Genomic DNA, 16,541 nt, shown 5'->3' with positions numbered 1-16,541 from the left:
TCATAACAGCAAGATGATTGAAGCGCGATAAACGCCTTATGTGCGGCGGAAACAAAAAGGTCGCCCGACAGCCTGCGTGGGAAGCAGAACAAATCATTCAAGTGGCCGCATCGAAACCGGTGCTGCCATCTTCCTAGGATAGGTTTCGAGCACGGACCGGATCGGGTCTGGTCCGGTTGCTACCTTGCCGTATCAGCGATATGCCCCGCCGGAGCCGTTTCCCATCAAGCCAGTTCGCTCTCGTCGTATTTCACGCGCGCGGCCTTGACTGACGGATGATTGACTTCCGCCCATAGCAGCACCTTGGAAAGCGGCTCGAAGAGCGAGCGGCCGAGATCGGTCATCCGGTATTCGACACTCGGCGGCTTGGTCGGAAACACTTCGCGTTCGATATAGCCGTCGCGCTGCAGGTCGCGCAAAGTCTGGGTCAGCATCCGCTGCGAAATATCCGGCACCAGCCGGCGAAGCTCACCGAAGCGATAGGGTTGGCGCGCCAAGGCCCCGAGAAGCAGCGTCGACCATTTGCCGGCGATCCGGTCGAGGACGTCCCGGACCGGGCAGTTATCCATGTCCCACCCGGACATGTCGCATTCCTTGCCGTCCAGGACCGGCTTGCGGCTTGCATTGAGGGCCATGGAGTTGGTTCCCTTGAAGTAACAATCTCCCTGGAAACTGCCTCCTTTACAGATCGAAGTCAATTCTTATTCTAGTGCTAGTCTCTTTTTGAGACCAACGTCCTTCGCCGCGCCTTCAGGCCGGCCATTGCCAGGAAAGAAGACCTCATGACCAAACTTCTCGTCACCGGCGCCGCCGGCCATCTGGGCCGCGCAGTGCTGCGTCACCTGCTGGAGACATCCAAGATCGCCGCCGCCGACATCGTCGCTGCCAGCCGTGATCCGAACAAACTCGCCGACCTTGCCGCCAGCGGTCTGGAAACTCGCCACGCTGATTTCGACGACGAAGCCGGTCTCGTGAAAGCCTTTACCGGCGTCGATCGCGTGCTGATCATTTCCACCGACGAACTGGCAACGCCCGGCAAGCGCATCACACAGCATAGGAACGCCGTTTCCGCCGCCGCAAAGGCCGGCGTGAAACATATCGTCTACACGTCGATGCCGAACCCGGACAAGTCGCTGGTCACGTTCGCACCGGATCATCTCGGCACCGAAGAGGCCATCAAGGCAAGCGGCGTCGCCTACACGATCCTGCGCAATTCCTGGTATCACGACAATTATCTGATGGGCATGCCGCACAATCTTCAGGTCGGCAAATGGTACACGTCCGTGGGTACGGGCAAGATCACCACGCTCAGCCGCGACGACTGCGCCCGTGCTGCAGCCGCTGCGCTTGCCAATCCGCCGGCCGGCAGCCGCACCTTCACCCTCACGGGCCCGGAATCCCTGACGGCCGCAGAAATCGCCGCCCGTGCATCTGCCGCCGCCGGCAAGCCACTGGATGTCGTCGATGTCACAGACGAACAGCTGACACATGGCCTCATCGGCGCCGGCCTGCCCGCCTTCGTCGCCACCATGCTCGTCTCGGCGGACGCCAATATCCGCGCCGGCAATTTCGAGCAGTTGACGGGCGACTACGAGATGCTGACGGGCCAGAAGCCGCAGACGCTCGCCGACTATTTCGAGACACAGAAGGCCGCCCTCGCCGCTTAGCCCCTCGCCGATTGCGGCTCTCCAAATTTCGCGATAATGAGATGGAGTTGCCAAGTTCCATCTCATTTGGAGAAAAAATGCGCAAGATCGGCTTGATTGGCGGGATGAGTTTCGAAAGCGCCGCTGTGTATTATCGGCTGATCAACGAGATGGTGCGCGAACGCCTCGGTGGTTTTGCGTCTGCCGATCTGCTGCTCCATTCCGTCAACTTTGCCGAAATCGTCGACATGCAGAAGGCCGGCCGCTGGGATCTGGCGGCCGAGCATCTTGCGGGAAGCGCCCGCGGATTGAAAGCAGCCGGCGCGGAATGCGTGCTGATCTGCACCAACACCATGCATCTGGTCGCGCCGGAAGTGCAGGCCGCGGTCGACGTGCCCCTCATCCATGTCATCGATGAGACCGCCAAGGTTTTGACATCGAAAGGGCTGAACCGCCCGCTCCTGCTTGCCACCCGCTACACGATGGAGCACGGTTTCTATACCGAGCGCATGAAGATGCTCGGCATCGATGCCGTGGTGCCGGACGCGGAAGACCGAACCGACATCCATGACATCATATTCGACGAGCTCTGCGCCGGCACGGTTCTCGACACCTCCCGCACCCGGGCCATCGCCATGATCGAGAAGGCAAAGCTTGAAGGCGCCGACAGCATCATCCTCGGCTGCACGGAAATCTGCCTCCTCCTCGACCCCTCCAGCCTACCACTTCCTGGCGTCGATTCCACCGCCATCCACGCCACGGCCGCTGTCGATTTCGCACTCGGCCAGTCGCCGGCAAAACAGGCTGCGGCATAAATTTACTTGACTCAGTCCAATAAATATTGGACAGAATCTTCGCAAAGGAGATTCTGCCGATGACCGATCCTGCCGTTCTCGACGCCGTCCGCGCCTTCAACCGTTTCTACACAAACAAGCTCGGCATTCTCTCCAAGGGCTATCTCGACACCGACTACACGCTGACCGAGGCGCGTATCCTCTACGAAATGGGCGCCCGCCAACGGGTGTCCGCGACCGAACTCAACCGCGATCTCGGCCTCGACCCGGCCTATCTCAGCCGACTGCTGAAGAAATTCCGCGAGGCGGGCTTCCTCGACAGCGAGCCGGACCCCGGCGACAAACGCAGCCAGATCCTCATTGTCACCGACAAGGGACAAGCCGAATACGAGACGCTCGGCGAACGCTCCCGCCAGCAGATCGCCAAGGATCTGAGGGACGTGGATGAGATGGGCCATGAAAAATTGATCGGCTGCATGCAGGCTATCCGCACCGTTCTCGATCCGCAATCGACCGTACCCTCCCCACCGGTTGTTATCCGTCCGCACCGCATCGGCGACATGGGCTGGCTCATCGAAGCCCAGGCGGTCGCCTATGCGCGGGAATACGGCTGGAACGACAAGTTCGAGGGCCTGGTCGCCGAAGTCGCCGGCAAGTTCATCGCCAACTTCAACCACGAGCGGGAACGCTGCTGGATCGCCGAACGCGGCGGCAAACGGGTCGGCTCGGTGGTCGTGGCCGACGGCGGCGGCGACACCGCCAAGCTCCGCCTCCTCTATCTCGACCCGGCCGCCCGCGGCCTTGGCCTTGGCCGGACGCTGGTCGAACAATGCATCAAATTCTCGACGCTCGCCGGCTACAAAAAGCTGTCGCTGTGGACCAACGATATCCTGACAGCCGCAGTCCGCATCTACGAAACGGCCGGCTTCAAGCTGGTCGCGGAGGAAAAGCACAACCTGTTCGGGCCGGAATGCAACGGCCAGACCTGGGTGCTGGACCTCTGCGAGGCAAAGCTTTCGTCGTCGAACTAGACCGTCTGTCCGCAGGCGCGGCGGAAGCGGCGCACGGTTTCCGCCATGCCGTATTCCAGCGCATCCGCTGTCAGGCCGTGCCCGATGGACACCTCCGCCATTTGCGGGATGCGTTTCACCAGCGCCGGCAGGTTGGCAACCGTCAGGTCATGGCCGCCATTGACGCCAAGCCCTTCGGCAAAAGCCGCATCCGCCGTCCGGCCGAGCTTTTCAAGGATCTCCGCGCCGAGCTCGGGATGGTCGAAACAGCCGCCATAGGGACCGGTATAGAGCTCGATGCGATCGGCACCCGTTGCCCTTGCAAGCTTCACCGCCTCGATATCGCCGTCGCCATCGGCAAACAGCGACACCCGCATGCCGCCCTTCTTCAGCCGTGCCACGATCGGCTTCAGCATCTCGCCCGTGGCACGGAAATCGAACCCGTGATCCGAGGTCGCCTGGGCCGGATCGTCCGGCACCAGCGTCACCTGCTCCGGCTGGGTCGCCTCGCAGAGCGCCAGGAAATCCTCGCTCGGATAACCCTCGATATTGAACTCGGCCTCAGGAAACTCGTCATCGATCAGCGCCCGAAGAACCGGCAGGTCGGTGAAGCGGATATGGCGCTGGTCGGGGCGCGGATGCACCGTCAGGCCGGCCGCGCCCGCCTGAAGCGCGATACGCCCCAGCCCCTCGACGCTCGGCCAGGGAAGATCGCGGCGGTTGCGCAGCATGGCGATGGCATTGAGGTTGACGGAAAGCTTGGTCGGCATGGCAACACCCGGTCTCTGAGAAATCGATCCGCTTTTAGGCCATGCGCCTTCGCAATGCCACCGGGTTTGGGAAAATGCACCTATAAAGAGTTTTGATGGACGAGAATTCACGAGGCAACCGGGGCTACCATTTCCTACAGTTTTAGCTAATCTATATCTAACAGAGTTCGCCGGGCAGGCCAAAAGGCGGCGGAATACGGTTTGAACAGCGAATTCTGCCATCCATTTCAATCGGGTCCGCATTTTCAGTACCGAGGTTCTATCCAGGAGGCCGACACGAGGTCGCAACCTGTAGGTGCAGATTTGACCACGACGCCAAACTCAGGCGCAAGGGGACTCGATGCAGAGCGATATCATGCAGGCCATGACCGAAAGCGCGCCCCTTGCGGGAGCAGCCCGTCATTTCCCTTATCTCCCCCAGGTTTCACTCCCTTTTGAAATGCCCACCCAGCCGGTGGCGATCGCCGAAATGGCGGATCTCTTCGGCGTCACCCATCGCACGCTTCACTTCTACGAGGAAAAGGGCCTGATCATCGCCCGCCGCTCCGGCGCCATGCGGGTCTATGACAGGGTTCAGATCCACCGCATGGCGGTCATCAATGCCTGCCGCGAAATCGGCATTCCGGTTGCGGTCATCCAGGAACTGATGGAAGAGCTTGCGGGCGCGACCTCGGAGGCGGAAGCCGACGAGATGTTCCACAACATGCTGGCACGGCGAAAGCGGGAGCTTACCGCCGACATTTCCAACATCCGCCGGCAGATGCAGCAGATCGAAAGCCTGCTGATTGCCGAGGAAGAAGACCAGGCGCTTGTTAGGCCCCGGCCCATGTCCCTGGTCCTGAGCGATGTCGAGAAACGCTGCCTGGGCCTGATGGCTGAAGGATATTCGGCGCCACGGCTGGCCCGCGCCCTCAATCTCGAATTCGAGGACCTGCGCCGGATGGAGGATGACATCATCCAGAAATTCCAGGCCACCAATCGCTTTCAGGCCGTCGCCAAGGCGATGCTGCTCGGCTTCGTGCCGAACTGATCGGCCGACGATGTTTCAGCGAACGCCGCTCCTTTATCGGACGATAGTCAGCGTCTCGGCCGCGCGGGTGATCGCGGTATAAAGCCAGCGCTCCCGGCTGTCGCGAAACGCCCAGCTCTCATCGAAAAGCACGACGTTGTTCCATTGCGACCCTTGAGCCTTGTGGACGGTCAGCGCGTAACCGTAGTCGAACTCGTCGTAACGCTTGCGGGTCGTCCAGGGGATTTCACCCTCCTGCTCCTCGAACGCCTGTTTCAGAAGCTTGATCTTGGCAGCCCCGCGATCCATGTCGTCGTCTTCCGGCCGGATCATCAGGTTGATGCCGGGCTTCACCGTCTCGCGCGACGAACTCATCACCTGCCAGAGCGAACCGTTGAGCAGGCCCTTGGCAGGGTCGTTCCTGAGGCAGACCAGCTTGTCGCCGGATTGCGGATAGTCCGCGGTAAAACCTTTCAGTTCCCGAAGCCGCTGATTGTAGCGCTTGCGGGTCTTGTTGGTGCCGACCAGAACCTGGTCCGCCTCCATTACCAGCGGCTGTGTCACCTCGTTGCGGGAGATCACCTTGGCCGTGCCGTAGTCGCCATACATGATCTCCTTGCCCTCGCGCACGTTCATCGCCAGCTGGATGATCGGGTTGTCGCGCGCCTGGCGGTGGATGTCCGTCAGCAGGTAATCCGGGTCTTGTTCGGTGAAGAAACCACCGCCGCTCACCGGCGGCAGCTGGCCGGGATCGCCGAGCACAAGGATCGGCGTGCCGAAACTCATCAGGTCCTTGCCGAGCGCCTCGTCCACCATCGAACATTCGTCGATGATGATCAGCGCCGCCTTGGCGACCGGGCTCTGCCGGTTGATCGAGAACATTGGCGCGATCGACGTCTTGCCCGCGTCGTCCTCGACCGCCTCCTCGCCGCGCGGCCGGTAGATCAGCGAATGGATGGTCTTCGCATTGCGCGCGCCGCGCGAGCGAAGAACCTGCGCCGCCTTGCCGGTGAAGGCCGCAAACAGCACCTCGCCATCGACATTTTCGGCGAAATGTTTCGCAAGCGTGGTCTTGCCGGTGCCCGCATAACCGAACAGCCGGAAGACCTGGCTGCGCCCCTCTTTCAGCCATTGCGAAACGGCCTTGAGGGCCTCGTCCTGTTGCGGTGCAAATTGCATGGCGGGACTTGGCAGGATTCTGCAGGCAAGCGCAACTGAAAAAGAACGATAAAAACATAAAGCCGAGGATGGATCAGGAAAAATTAATGACGGTAACTACTTCGTCTGAACTGTCAGCCACCGTCTCATCGACAAGCAATTCGGAAGGATTTTTGTTTTTTATGGTCAGGATTCTTGCGTTGTTCGGACCGCCTTTAATGCCGATTTTATTACCAACATCGAAGGCCCCCAATCCTGCTCCTTTGTCACGAATGGTATGGGGAGACGTGAATTGCAAAGCAGCCGACGTTATGCTGAAGAATGGTTCCGTTGTATGAAAGCGCGAATGCCGGCGGCCAATGCGATCACCGACCTGCATATAGATCTGACGCAGCCTGTGGACGTGGGGATCGTCAAGACGGATCTGAATATTTGCCCTGATGGAACTTTCGGCGAGCACAAAGGGCGCAGATTTGTTTGGGTCCACATTGAACATCGCCTCCCCGACCGCGATTATTAACGCTTTGTCGTTGCAACGCGGATCCAACGCTACTCTTTCCAAGTCGAAAAGCGTCCGTATCCCCAATTTCCAGAGACGAATAAACTGCGGTTGATCCAACAGAACTGCAGAGTTGGGCCTGCGCCACCCAATCCATAATTTGATAGACTCCATAAGGCGCTTCGACGAACAGCATTAAAGGGTTGGCAGCGGCCAAATTCTGAACAGACGTTATGTGATAGTCTTCCAATCTGTCGCGGACGCTGGTGTTAATGCCGTCGACAATCTCGATTGGTGTCGAGGAAAAACTCCTGTAGACATCCATATTTTCCTTCTTGAAGGAGGAAAGCCTGCTCTTGTTCAAGATATCGCGGATCGCCGCGGAGGGTAGAAAGCCTACGGCAAAAGCCAGGAGGACAAGGCCGCTGCCAGTCAGTTGATTGATGGAAAACAGTTCCTCGAAACCCTTTGCGATCACAATCGCCAGTGCCACGCCGCCGGCAATATCGATGGCGCTTAAAACAAATAAAGCGGGACTGAGATCGAAGTTGTTGATCGCGCGATAGAGTTGCCGGATGTTGACAAGATAGGCGCCAAGAAGTGCACTGATCATTGCCACCGCCCAAGACGGCGTGACAGCGTCTCCCATCAGTCCTGACAGAGGGGGAGGAAACGTCGCTCCTAGCAAAACAGCAAAACCGAGCCAAGAGATACCGCCAACGATCAAAACGAACGGCGCGATTCCGACAAACCACGCCCATAAACCAAAATCCTGTGGCGAGCGTCCCAGACCATGATCCTGCTCACCGAGGAAATATTTGAATTTCACGAACTCAAACGAAGGAATGAGCCTCGTTTTGTCTTCTGTTGATGGCATATGAAACACCGCGGCGAGATCTCGGATGATCTCCTGCCGCTGCAATTTCACCGTCTGCCTAACCATCACGATGGCGAGCGGTACGAACACCGCAAATATCGCGGTCGGAAGGAGCACTACTAAGTAGTAAGGCATTTGCTCCCCCCACTCCTACACAACGGGCGCAACAAATACAATTATAGGTATAATATTCGAAAAATCAATCAGGGAATACTACTTTATAGAGCACACTTCCACGCAGTTTGGTGATGGGTTGATTCGGTATATTATTGTTGCCGTTCGAGCAGCTTGGCGAGCTGTTCGATCACCGTGCCCCAGCCGTCGAAAAAGCCCAGTTCGCCATGCATCTTCCGGTCATCCGGGCTCTTGTGCATCACGTGCCTTGCGGATGATCCTTGAAGGTGATGATCGCGGTCATGAACGGCTGTTCGGCCGGTCTCCAGCCGCCCGTCAGCGCATTGGTGAAGACAATCCGTTCCTGGTCGTCGGCGGCCAGAAAGCAGGCGCTTAAGTGCGGACCGAATTCGCCGCCATTCTCGCTCATCTGCGTCTCGAAGGCCCCGCCAGGGCGAATGTCCATCGCCACGACCTTGCAGAGCGCCGGCGCAGGGATCCATCATTGTTCGAAACTCGCCTTATCCGTCCAGGCATTCCAGACGGCCGCGCGAGGCGCCTTGATCAGCCGTGAAATGCTGAGGTCGAGATCCGGATTGAAGGTCTGCATCATCTGCCTGTCTCCCGTTTCTGTTCGCCCCGAAGGAATTCCTGTTTCGCCAGAACCAATTGTTCCAGCCTGTCGGTGCGGGCTTCCCAGATGGCCCGTTGTTCGGAAAGCCAGTTTTCCAGCATTGCGAAACGTGCCTTCTCCAAGGTGCAGGTCCGCACCCGACCCTGTTTCTGCGTCCTGATCAGACCTCTCTCCTCCAGGAAACGCACGTGTTTCATGAATGATGGCAGCGCCATGTCGAAAGGTTCGGCGAGATCGCTGATGCTTGCCGAGCCTTGGCCGAGGCGTCCCAGAACCGCCCGCCGTGTCGGGTCCGCAAGTGCCTGGAACAGGCCGTCGAGTTCGCTCGAATATTTTTCCATAAGGCTAAGTATCAAATCGAAACGATTAGCTCAACGGCTAAGTATCTTTTTCTCGAAAAATCTTTAGCGATCGACGGAATAAATTCGCCCCTGCCGGTGTCTTGACTGTTGGTGGCCGATGTGAGGCCGCCATTCAACCAGGGAGACGATCCATGAAGACCTTCATTCTCGTGCCTTTCGCGCTGGCTGCGCTGACCTCGGTCGCGTTTGCTGCCGGCCCGTTCAAGACCGTCAAGACTTCCACCAAGGGCGACGTCCTTGCCGGTGAAAAGGGCATGACGCTCTACACCTTCAAGAACGACAAGCCGGGCACTTCCAACTGCTACGACAAGTGCGCCGCCAACTGGCCGCCGGTCATGGCCGCTTCCCATGCGAAGGCGGATGGTGCATACTCCATCGTCACCCGCAAGGACGGGGCCAAGCAGTGGGCGAAGGATGGCATGCCGCTCTATTACTGGGTCAAGGACACCAAGGAAGGCGACACCACCGGTGACGGCGTGAACGGCGTTTGGGATGTCGCAAAGCCCTGATCAATCCACTTCCGGAGCGGCGCGCGAGGCACAGGCTCCCGCGCCGCTTTCCTTCGAGGCGCAGATCCTCGCCCTCCTGCCCTCGCTCAGGCGTTATTCGCGTAGCCTGACGCGCTCGGACACGGAGAGCGAGGACCTGTTGCAGGATTGCGTCGAGAAGGCGCTGGTCAGCCGCGGCCAGTGGCGCGGCGCGAATTTCAAATCCTGGGCCTACAGGATCATGACCAATCTCCACCTCAACGCCCGCCGCTCGGTGGCGCGGCGTCCATCCGTCGGCATAGAGGAGGCGGAGACCTTGGCCGCAAGCACGAGCGCCGACGATCCCCTGGAAAAGAACCGCCTCGTCCAGGCGCTGGAAACGCTGCCGAAGGAGGCGCGCGCGGTGCTGATGCTGGTGGTCGTCGAAGGTTACGCCTACCAGGAAGTCGCCGACATGCTGGAGATACCGGTCGGCACCGTCATGTCGCGCCTGTCGCGGGCACGCCAGGCTCTGCGGGAAAAAATGCGGGAGGAAAACGTCATACCATTGCGGAGACCACGATGACCGAAGCCGGATCCGTATCCGAAGCGGAACTGCACGCCTATGCCGACGGCTTCCTCGACGAGGCCGACCGTGCCCGCGTGACAAGCTTTCTGGCCGAAAACCCGGACGCCGCGCAGATGGTCGCCGACTGGCAGGAGCAGAACGACGAATTGCGCGCCGCCTTCGCCGGTCATGAACGGTCGAAACCCTCCGATATCCAGCTTCTCACCGGCGGTTTGACGCGCGCCAGCACCCGGTCGCCGCGCCGCCTCGCGCTCGCCGTGGCCGCAGTGCTCATCTTCGCAGCCGGCGCGCTCGGCGGCCATTACGGCCCACTTCTGTTCGAACGCCCGGAAATCCGGCTCGCCACCACTGAAATCCTCCCCCGCGAGGCCCGCAACGCCTTCCTCGTCTATGCAAGCGAGGTGCGTCACCCGGTCGAAGTCTTCGCCAACGAGGAGACGCATCTTGCCAACTGGCTCGGCAAGCGGCTGTCGATCGCCAATCTCAAGGTTCCGAACCTGCAATCGATGGGCTTCAAGTTGGTCGGCGGCCGCCTCCTGCCGGTCGGCGGCAAGCCGGGCGCCATGTTCATGTACGAGGACCAGGCGGGCCAGCGCCTGACGGTGCTCGTCGGCCGCAACAAGGAAAACCGCACGACGAGCTTCCGCTTCGCCTCCGCCAGCACTGTCGAGACCTTCTACTGGATCGACGGCGAACTCGGTTATGCCGTCACCGGCGAAATCTCCCGCGACATGCTGCGCCGGATCGCCGAGGAATGTTACCGGCAGTTTCCGAGCTGAAGCTTCAGCGCAGCGGATCGTTGGCAAGCTCGATCGGCCGGCCATGCGGCGTCGCTTCGGCGGCCCGCTGCCAGCTCTGCTGCAGCGCCAGGATCGTCTCGCCGTCCGCCACACCCTTACCGACCAGCAGCCCCGAAAGCGCCGCCACCCAGCAGTCGAAATAGTCGCTGGCGTCCTCGGCCCGGCCGGGCCTGTGGATCTCGCCCGAAAGCGCCTCCGCCCATTCGCTCCAGGTGAACAGCCCGCGCTCGTGCAGATGCACCGTCATCGCGAAGGCCTCCGCCGCCCAAGGTTCTGGAAAAACCGGGTCACCCTCCGGTGACTTCGGCAGACCCGGCGATTGGGCCAGCGGCGACGGGGTCTCACACGTGCTCAAGATAACTCTCCCAGGCATCGATCGAAACCGTGAGCATCGGATCTGCCCCCTCGCCCCAGATCTCGGCGGCGTCGAACGCGACGGTATAGACCCATTGCGGGTTCTCGCCTTTGCCATGCGCATTGTCGTCCGGAAACACAAAAGAACCCTGCACCGCTTCGACAATGCCGGCCTTGGCGCGGGCGTAACGCGGCAGGCGGGTATGGGTTTCCGGATTGAAATTGCGGGTCCGCACCCGGTCGCCGGGCTGGAAGCGCGGTTCGGTCTCGACGGGCCGGTCGCAAGGTCCACCCTTGGCGAGCACGCCCGCCACCATCTCCGCCTTCAGGATACGTTTTGGGGTGACTGGTTCCATCTGCTTATGCCCCGCATCGATCTCGGCGGCGGTCACGAAGCCATGGCGTTCGAGGAGAATTTCTAGCGCCCGTGTCCAGATCTCGTAATAGCTCGCGCCCAGATACTCCGCAGGCGGAATATTCTCGCGCGCGTGGCGGCTTTCGTCGATCGTCCAGGCACCGAGAGCGCCGCCGGACAGCGTCAGCCCCAGTGCCCGCTTCTCCCACTCGGCATGGAAATACGGCTCGTCCTTTTCCGGCGCCACAGGCCCGAAGCCCATCTGGCCGCCGAGATCATGAGGCCCGTTCATGGCCGCGGCCCCGCAATCGCCGTGCCGATCATCGCATCGCGGCTGACGAGGTCGGCAAGCTCCTCCTCGCTCAAGCCGTCCGTGCCGCCAGGCCGCTCCGGGATCACCAGATAACGCAGTTCCGCAGTCGAATCCCAGACGCGGATCTTCTTCGTCTCCGGCAGCGTGACGCCGAATTCCGCAAGCACGCCGCGGGGATCGATGACCGCGCGCGAGCGATAGGCCGGCGCCTTGTACCAGACCGGCGGCAGCCCGAGCACCGCCCAGGGGTAGCAGGAGCACAACGTGCAGACGACGAGGTTGTGGGTATCAGGCGTATTGAACACCGCCCGCATATGTTCGCCCTGCCGGCCGGTATAGCCGAGGCTCGCGATCGCGGCCGTTGCGTCCGTCGTCAGCCATTCGGCGAAGTCCGGATCGCTCCACGCCTTTGCGACCACGCGGGCGCCGTTGCGCGGACCGATCTTCGTCTCATAGGTCTCGACGATCTCGTCGATCGCCTTCGGATCGATCAATCCCTTTTCGGTCAGCACCGTCTCCAGCGCTTTGACGCGTGCATGCATGTCCGTATAGCGGTTGTCGTGCCCATGGCCGTGATGGTGGTGGTCGTGATCGTGGTGGTGATGATCTGCAGACATGACGGCCTCCCTCACTTCAGCATTGGCCAGAGGCTCGCGACAAGCAGGAGCGCCATGGTGATGTTAAACCATTTCAGCCGCGCCGGCACCGACAGCCATTCGCGCAGCGCCGAACCGAAACCGGCCCAGGTCGAAACGCTCGGTACGTTGACGGCGGCGAACGCCAGCCCCACGAGCATCACGGTCGGCAGGTAATATTCCGGGTCCGTATAGGTTGCCATGGCGGTGACCGCCATGACCCAGGCCTTCGGATTGACCCATTGGAAGACTGCCGCGCCAATAAATGTCATCGGCTGTGCACCGGTCCTGCCATCCGACAGGCTGCGCGATGTGCCGATCTTCCAGGCGACCCAGAGCAGATAGGCGCCGCCGGCGAATTTCAGTGCTGTGTAGACGACCGGCACCGAATGCAGCAGTGCGCCGAGGCCGAGGCCAACCGCGATCAGCAGCGACAGAAAACCGGCACCGATGCCGAGCATGTGGGGAATCGTCCGCACGAAGCCGAAATTCACGCCCGACGCGAAGAGCATCATATTGTTCGGGCCAGGCGTGATCGAGGTGGTCAAGGCGAACAGGACAAGGGCCAGAAAGGTTTCCAGCGACATATTTTCTCCTAGCGCCAATCCGCCCCGGTTGCCTCGACAATCTCGTTTCGCGGATGGCCTGCTGTTCCGGTGATAATGTCGTTGGACATGATCTTCAAGCGGAACTTGGCAGCTTCTATCGAAGCCATATGTGAGTAGGATGGACTTCTCCAGAAGCGACAGATCGAGGCCAGCCATGTCCGATATCCCGACAGTCACCCTGCCCTCCGGCATTTCCGTCCCGGCGCTTGGCCTTGGGACCTGGCAGATGGGCGAGGACGCCCGCAAGGCCGGCATTGAGATCGAGAGCCTGAGGCGCGGCCTGGACCTCGGATTGACACTGATCGACACGGCGGAAATGTATGGCGAAGGCGGCGCCGAAAAAATCACCGCCGAAGCGATTGCCGGCCGGCGAGACGAGGTGTTTCTGGTCAGCAAGGTCTATCCCTGGAATGCCAGCCGAAAAGGCGTCATCGATGCCTGCGAGCGCAGCCTCGACCGGCTGAAAACCGACCGCCTCGACCTCTATCTCCTGCATTGGCGCGGCGAACATCCGCTGACTGAGACCGTCGCCGGCTTAGAGGAACTGCGCCGCACCGGCAAGATCGGCGCCTGGGGCGTCTCCAACTTCGACCTCGACGACATGCTGGAACTGATGGATGTGCCGGATGGCGCAAACTGCGCCGCCAACCAGGTCCTCTACAACCTCTCCCGCCGCGGCGTCGAATACGATCTTTTACCCTGGTGCCAGGAGCGCGGCATCCCGGTCATGGCCTATTCGCCTATCGAGCAGGGCCGGCTTGCCAGAAGCGGCGAACTGATCCGCATCGCCAAGGCCTATCAGGCAACGCCGGCGCAGGTGGCGCTGGCCTTCCTCCTGGAGCGCGACGGCGTCATCGCCATCCCCAAATCCGCCAATCCGGACCGGGTGGCGGAAAATGCCGAAGCAGTCGATCTGGATCTCAGCGAGGCGGACTGGACGGCGCTCGACGCCGCCTTCCCCCCGCCATCGCGCAAGGCACCGTTGGAGATGATCTAGCGGAGATCGTGCGTCCGACGCCCCGCCAGCATCTCGAGCGCCCGGAAGACATCGATCTCCGCCCGAGCCGTTTACATTCCCTGCGGACCGCGGTTCATCGCCGCGATCCCGGTGCGGCAGACCTCGACCAGGCCGAGCGGCTTCATGATCGCCACGAACTGGTCGATCTTCGAGGACTTTCCGGTGATTTCCAGGATGAAATGCTCGACGGTCGCATCGACGACCTTGGCGTGGAAGGCATCCGCCAGTCGCAGCGTCTCGGCGCGGCGGTCGCCCTGGCCGACAACCTTGACCAGCGCCACCTCGCGCTCGATCGGCCGCTCCTGGCCAAGCGCATGGGCGCGCACCGTCAGGTCGACGACCCGATGCACCGGCACGATCCGTTCGAGCTGTGCCTTGATCTGTTCAAGCACCGTCGGCGTGCCGCGCGTCACGATGGTAATGCGGGATAGGTGCGCTTCGTGCTCCGTTTCCGAAACCGTCAGGCTTTCGATATTGTAGCCGCGGCCGGAAAACAGGCCGATCACCCGTGCGAGCACGCCCGGTTCGTTGGCGACAAGAACCGAAAGCGTATGGCTTTCGGCCTTCGCCGTCTCAGGCGCGATGAAATAAGCGGATCCGGTCGGTTGTTGATGCGCATTCATGATCTTAGGTCCATTTCCTCAGAATTTTGTTGAAGGATGTGCTGCCCGTCTCAGACAAGCTGGCGACCCTTGGCATCGATGGCATTGGCAACCGCTTCATCGGTGGCTTCGTCCGGCAGCAGCATCTCGTTATGCGCCTTGCCCGAGGGGATCATCGGGAAGCAGTTGGCGAGATTGGCGACGCGGCAATCGAAGATCACCGGCTTCTTGACCGCGATCATCTCCGCGATCTTGCCGTCGAGCTCCCTCGGATCGTCGCAATACATGCCGACGGCGCCGTAGGCTTCCGCAAGCTTCACGAAATCGGGCATCGCTTCCGTATACGAATTCGACAGGCGGTTACCGTGCAGCAATTGCTGCCACTGGCGAACCATGCCCATGTACTGGTTGTTCAGGATGAAGATCTTGACCGGCAGGTTATGCTGGATGGCGCAGGACATTTCCTGGATGCACATCTGGATCGAAGCGTCGCCGGCGACGTCGATGACGAGAGCGTCCGGATGGGCGACCTGAACGCCGATCGCGGCCGGCAGGCCGTAGCCCATCGTGCCGAGACCACCCGAGGTCATCCAGCGGTTCGGCTCTTCGAACTCGATGAACTGCGCCGCCCACATCTGGTGCTGGCCGACTTCCGTGGTGATGTAGGTATCGTGCCCCCTGGTCGCCTCGAAAAGGCGCTGCAGCGCATATTGCGGCATGATGACATCGTTGGAATGCTTGTAGGAAAAACTCTTGCGAGCCCGCCAGCGGTCGACCTGGGTCCACCATTCCTCGGTCTGCGCCCTGGCCGGCTTCTTCGGCAGGGCACGCCACAGGCGGACCATGTCTTCAAGAACGCTGCCGACGTCGCCGAGGATCGGGATATCGACATGCACGTTCTTGTTGATCGAGGACGGGTCGATATCGATATGGATTTTTCGCGAGTTCGGCGAAAACGCGTTGATGCGGCCGGTGATGCGGTCGTCGAAACGGGCGCCGATGCAGACCATGACGTCGCAGTCGTGCATCGCCATGTTCGCCTCGTAGGAACCGTGCATGCCGAGCATGCCGAGCCAGTTCTTGCCGGAAGCGGGATAGGCGCCGAGCCCCATCAGCGTCGAGGTGATCGGGAAATCGCTGAGCTCGACCAACTCGCGCAGCAGTCGCGAGGCTTCCGGGCCGGAATTAACGACGCCGCCGCCGGTATAGAGGATCGGCCGGCGCGCCGAGGCCATCAGCTCGACAGCCGCCTGGATGGCGTTGATGTCGCCCTGGGTTCGCGGCTGATAGCTGGTGTTCTGGGCGACCTCCGGCTTCGGCGTATACGTGCCGGTCGCAAACTGAACGTCCTTCGGAATATCGACGACGACCGGGCCCGGCCGACCGGTCTGGGCGATGCGGAAGGCCTCATGGATGATGCCGGCGAGTTCGTTGACGTCCTTGACCAGCCAGTTGTGCTTGGTGCAGGGCCTGGTGATGCCGACGGTGTCGCATTCCTGGAAAGCGTCCGAGCCGATCAGCGTCGTCGGGACCTGGCCCGACAGGCAGACCAGCGGCACCGAATCCATCAGCGCATCCTGAAGCGGGGTGACGGCATTGGTGGCGCCCGGGCCGGATGTCACCAGCATGACCCCGACCTTGCCGGTGGAGCGAGCATAACCTTCGGCCGCATGGCCGGCGCCCTGCTCGTGGCGCACCAGGATGTGCTGGATGTCGTCCTGCTGGAAGATCTCGTCATAGATCGGCAGAACGGCGCCGCCCGGATATCCGAAGATATGCTCGACACCATTGTCCTTCAGGGCCCTCAGGACGATCTCAGCGCCAGTCATCTGGTTATCCGGCGTCTGGTTATCTGGCGTCTGAGTGTTCGTATTCGTCATTGTCTTGGTCCATTCGCTGCTGGATTTTTACCGGCGGCTCCTCCGAG

Annotated in this window: 20 protein-coding genes and 1 pseudogene; 8 read left to right on the top strand and 13 right to left on the bottom strand. The window is 60.9% G+C overall.

Features of this window, described 5'->3' with window-relative positions; genetic code table 11:
• Positions 1-224 precede the first annotated feature (224 nt).
• Positions 225-635 (bottom strand): winged helix-turn-helix transcriptional regulator, encoded by a 411-nt coding sequence (locus J2857_RS07225; protein ID WP_210009384.1) that lies wholly within the window; start codon positions 633-635, stop codon positions 225-227.
• Positions 636-782: 147 nt separating this feature from the next.
• On the opposite strand from J2857_RS07225, the gene J2857_RS07220 reads away from it, so the two are divergent.
• From J2857_RS07220 to J2857_RS07210, 3 genes are all read left to right on the top strand, one after another.
• Positions 783-1,667 (top strand): SDR family oxidoreductase, encoded by an 885-nt coding sequence (locus J2857_RS07220; RefSeq protein ID WP_210009382.1) that lies wholly within the window; start codon positions 783-785, stop codon positions 1,665-1,667.
• Between the two features lie 77 nt (positions 1,668-1,744).
• Complete coding sequence (locus tag J2857_RS07215) at positions 1,745-2,461, top strand: aspartate/glutamate racemase family protein (protein WP_210009380.1); 717 nt, start codon at positions 1,745-1,747, stop codon at positions 2,459-2,461.
• A gap of 59 nt (positions 2,462-2,520) precedes the next feature.
• Positions 2,521-3,471, top strand: coding sequence for a bifunctional helix-turn-helix transcriptional regulator/GNAT family N-acetyltransferase (locus tag J2857_RS07210; RefSeq protein ID WP_210009378.1), 951 nt, complete (start codon positions 2,521-2,523; stop codon positions 3,469-3,471).
• On the opposite strand, the gene J2857_RS07205 is transcribed toward J2857_RS07210, so the two are convergent.
• Positions 3,468-4,220: a pyridoxine 5'-phosphate synthase gene (locus J2857_RS07205; protein WP_210009376.1), complete on the bottom strand. Its 753-nt coding sequence runs from the start codon at positions 4,218-4,220 to the stop codon at positions 3,468-3,470. The two genes, J2857_RS07210 and J2857_RS07205, sit on opposite strands and share 4 nt — an antisense overlap.
• 340 nt (positions 4,221-4,560) lie before the next feature.
• On the opposite strand from J2857_RS07205, the gene J2857_RS07200 reads away from it, so the two are divergent.
• Positions 4,561-5,250, top strand: coding sequence for a MerR family transcriptional regulator (locus tag J2857_RS07200; RefSeq protein ID WP_210009374.1), 690 nt, complete (start codon positions 4,561-4,563; stop codon positions 5,248-5,250).
• Between the two features lie 33 nt (positions 5,251-5,283).
• On the opposite strand, the gene J2857_RS07195 is transcribed toward J2857_RS07200, so the two are convergent.
• The 5 genes and pseudogenes from J2857_RS07195 to J2857_RS07175 all read right to left on the bottom strand — a co-directional run bounded on the left by J2857_RS07195 (position 5,284) and on the right by J2857_RS07175 (position 8,852).
• Positions 5,284-6,408, bottom strand: a complete 1,125-nt coding sequence (locus tag J2857_RS07195; protein ID WP_210009372.1) for an ATP-dependent DNA helicase — start codon at positions 6,406-6,408, stop codon at positions 5,284-5,286.
• A 73-nt stretch (positions 6,409-6,481) separates the two neighbouring features.
• Positions 6,482-6,766, bottom strand: coding sequence for a hypothetical protein (locus J2857_RS07190; protein ID WP_210009371.1), 285 nt, complete (start codon positions 6,764-6,766; stop codon positions 6,482-6,484).
• A 34-nt stretch (positions 6,767-6,800) separates the two neighbouring features.
• Positions 6,801-7,898, bottom strand: coding sequence for a hypothetical protein (locus J2857_RS07185; protein ID WP_210009370.1), 1,098 nt, complete (start codon positions 7,896-7,898; stop codon positions 6,801-6,803).
• Positions 7,899-8,029: 131 nt separating this feature from the next.
• Positions 8,030-8,490: pseudogene (locus J2857_RS07180) on the bottom strand (SRPBCC family protein).
• On the bottom strand, positions 8,487-8,852 hold the full coding sequence (locus J2857_RS07175) for an ArsR/SmtB family transcription factor (protein ID WP_210009369.1): 366 nt from the start codon (positions 8,850-8,852) through the stop codon (positions 8,487-8,489). Before J2857_RS07175 ends, J2857_RS07180 begins: the two are co-directional and overlap by 4 nt.
• A 152-nt stretch (positions 8,853-9,004) precedes the next feature.
• Here J2857_RS07175 and J2857_RS07170 point away from each other — a divergent pair, with 152 nt between their 5' ends.
• The 3 genes from J2857_RS07170 to J2857_RS07160 are packed head-to-tail and all read left to right on the top strand — an operon-like array spanning position 9,005 to position 10,708.
• Positions 9,005-9,382: a COG4315 family predicted lipoprotein gene (locus J2857_RS07170; RefSeq protein ID WP_210009368.1), complete on the top strand. Its 378-nt coding sequence runs from the start codon at positions 9,005-9,007 to the stop codon at positions 9,380-9,382.
• Positions 9,366-9,926 carry an RNA polymerase sigma factor gene (locus tag J2857_RS07165; protein WP_210009366.1) on the top strand — a complete coding sequence of 187 codons (561 nt, stop codon included), beginning with the start codon at positions 9,366-9,368 and terminating at the stop codon, positions 9,924-9,926. Before J2857_RS07170 ends, J2857_RS07165 begins: the two co-directional genes overlap by 17 nt.
• A complete protein-coding gene (locus J2857_RS07160; protein WP_210009365.1) occupies positions 9,923-10,708 on the top strand; it encodes an anti-sigma factor family protein in 786 nt (261 codons plus the stop codon). Before J2857_RS07165 ends, J2857_RS07160 begins: the two co-directional genes overlap by 4 nt.
• A 4-nt stretch (positions 10,709-10,712) precedes the next feature.
• On the opposite strand, the gene J2857_RS07155 is transcribed toward J2857_RS07160, so the two are convergent.
• The 4 genes from J2857_RS07155 to J2857_RS07140 are packed head-to-tail and all read right to left on the bottom strand — an operon-like array spanning position 10,713 to position 12,973.
• A complete protein-coding gene (locus J2857_RS07155) occupies positions 10,713-11,084 on the bottom strand; it encodes a nitrile hydratase accessory protein (RefSeq protein ID WP_210009364.1) in 372 nt (123 codons plus the stop codon).
• Entirely contained in the window at positions 11,071-11,730 is a 660-nt protein-coding gene (gene nthB / locus J2857_RS07150) for a nitrile hydratase subunit beta (protein WP_210009363.1), read from the bottom strand. Before nthB ends, J2857_RS07155 begins: the two co-directional genes overlap by 14 nt.
• Complete coding sequence (gene nthA, locus J2857_RS07145) at positions 11,727-12,368, bottom strand: nitrile hydratase subunit alpha (protein WP_210009362.1); 642 nt, start codon at positions 12,366-12,368, stop codon at positions 11,727-11,729. The genes nthB and nthA overlap by 4 nt, the downstream gene beginning before the upstream one ends.
• A gap of 11 nt (positions 12,369-12,379) precedes the next feature.
• Entirely contained in the window at positions 12,380-12,973 is a 594-nt protein-coding gene (locus tag J2857_RS07140) for a LysE family translocator (RefSeq protein ID WP_210009361.1), read from the bottom strand.
• 175 nt (positions 12,974-13,148) lie between these two features.
• Here J2857_RS07140 and J2857_RS07135 point away from each other — a divergent pair, with 175 nt between their 5' ends.
• Entirely contained in the window at positions 13,149-13,991 is an 843-nt protein-coding gene (locus tag J2857_RS07135) for an aldo/keto reductase (RefSeq protein ID WP_210009360.1), read from the top strand.
• Positions 13,992-14,062: 71 nt separating this feature from the next.
• Here the strand turns inward: J2857_RS07135 and ilvN are convergent, their stop codons facing one another.
• A complete protein-coding gene (ilvN, locus tag J2857_RS07130; protein ID WP_024164177.1) occupies positions 14,063-14,635 on the bottom strand; it encodes an acetolactate synthase small subunit in 573 nt (190 codons plus the stop codon).
• Positions 14,636-14,685: 50 nt separating this feature from the next.
• Positions 14,686-16,494 (bottom strand): acetolactate synthase 3 large subunit, encoded by a 1,809-nt coding sequence (locus J2857_RS07125; protein WP_210009359.1) that lies wholly within the window; start codon positions 16,492-16,494, stop codon positions 14,686-14,688.
• Positions 16,495-16,541: the final 47 nt, after the last annotated feature.

It is taken from the genome of Neorhizobium galegae (genome assembly GCF_017877055.1).
GTDB lineage: Bacteria > Pseudomonadota > Alphaproteobacteria > Rhizobiales > Rhizobiaceae > Neorhizobium > Neorhizobium galegae_D.
This window is presented reverse-complemented; position numbering and strand designations above follow the sequence as displayed.

Excerpts from the sequence above, each read along its gene's own strand:
- J2857_RS07225 (WP_210009384.1), bottom strand. The coding sequence starts at position 635 with ATGGCCCTCAATGCAAGCCGCAAGCCGGTCCTGGACGGCAAGGAATGC.
- J2857_RS07220 (WP_210009382.1), top strand. The coding sequence starts at position 783 with ATGACCAAACTTCTCGTCACCGGCGCCGCCGGCCATCTGGGCCGCGCA.
- J2857_RS07215 (WP_210009380.1), top strand. The coding sequence starts at position 1,745 with ATGCGCAAGATCGGCTTGATTGGCGGGATGAGTTTCGAAAGCGCCGCT.
- J2857_RS07210 (WP_210009378.1), top strand. The coding sequence starts at position 2,521 with ATGACCGATCCTGCCGTTCTCGACGCCGTCCGCGCCTTCAACCGTTTC.
- J2857_RS07205 (WP_210009376.1), bottom strand. The coding sequence starts at position 4,220 with ATGCCGACCAAGCTTTCCGTCAACCTCAATGCCATCGCCATGCTGCGC.
- J2857_RS07200 (WP_210009374.1), top strand. The coding sequence starts at position 4,561 with ATGCAGAGCGATATCATGCAGGCCATGACCGAAAGCGCGCCCCTTGCG.
- J2857_RS07195 (WP_210009372.1), bottom strand. The coding sequence starts at position 6,408 with ATGCAATTTGCACCGCAACAGGACGAGGCCCTCAAGGCCGTTTCGCAA.
- J2857_RS07190 (WP_210009371.1), bottom strand. The coding sequence starts at position 6,766 with ATGCAGGTCGGTGATCGCATTGGCCGCCGGCATTCGCGCTTTCATACA.
- J2857_RS07185 (WP_210009370.1), bottom strand. The coding sequence starts at position 7,898 with ATGCCTTACTACTTAGTAGTGCTCCTTCCGACCGCGATATTTGCGGTG.
- J2857_RS07175 (WP_210009369.1), bottom strand. The coding sequence starts at position 8,852 with ATGGAAAAATATTCGAGCGAACTCGACGGCCTGTTCCAGGCACTTGCG.
- J2857_RS07170 (WP_210009368.1), top strand. The coding sequence starts at position 9,005 with ATGAAGACCTTCATTCTCGTGCCTTTCGCGCTGGCTGCGCTGACCTCG.
- J2857_RS07165 (WP_210009366.1), top strand. The coding sequence starts at position 9,366 with ATGTCGCAAAGCCCTGATCAATCCACTTCCGGAGCGGCGCGCGAGGCA.
- J2857_RS07160 (WP_210009365.1), top strand. The coding sequence starts at position 9,923 with ATGACCGAAGCCGGATCCGTATCCGAAGCGGAACTGCACGCCTATGCC.
- nthB (WP_210009363.1), bottom strand. The coding sequence starts at position 11,730 with ATGAACGGGCCTCATGATCTCGGCGGCCAGATGGGCTTCGGGCCTGTG.
- nthA (WP_210009362.1), bottom strand. The coding sequence starts at position 12,368 with ATGTCTGCAGATCATCACCACCACGATCACGACCACCACCATCACGGC.
- J2857_RS07140 (WP_210009361.1), bottom strand. The coding sequence starts at position 12,973 with ATGTCGCTGGAAACCTTTCTGGCCCTTGTCCTGTTCGCCTTGACCACC.
- J2857_RS07135 (WP_210009360.1), top strand. The coding sequence starts at position 13,149 with ATGTCCGATATCCCGACAGTCACCCTGCCCTCCGGCATTTCCGTCCCG.
- ilvN (WP_024164177.1), bottom strand. The coding sequence starts at position 14,635 with ATGAATGCGCATCAACAACCGACCGGATCCGCTTATTTCATCGCGCCT.
- J2857_RS07125 (WP_210009359.1), bottom strand. The coding sequence starts at position 16,494 with ATGACGAATACGAACACTCAGACGCCAGATAACCAGACGCCGGATAAC.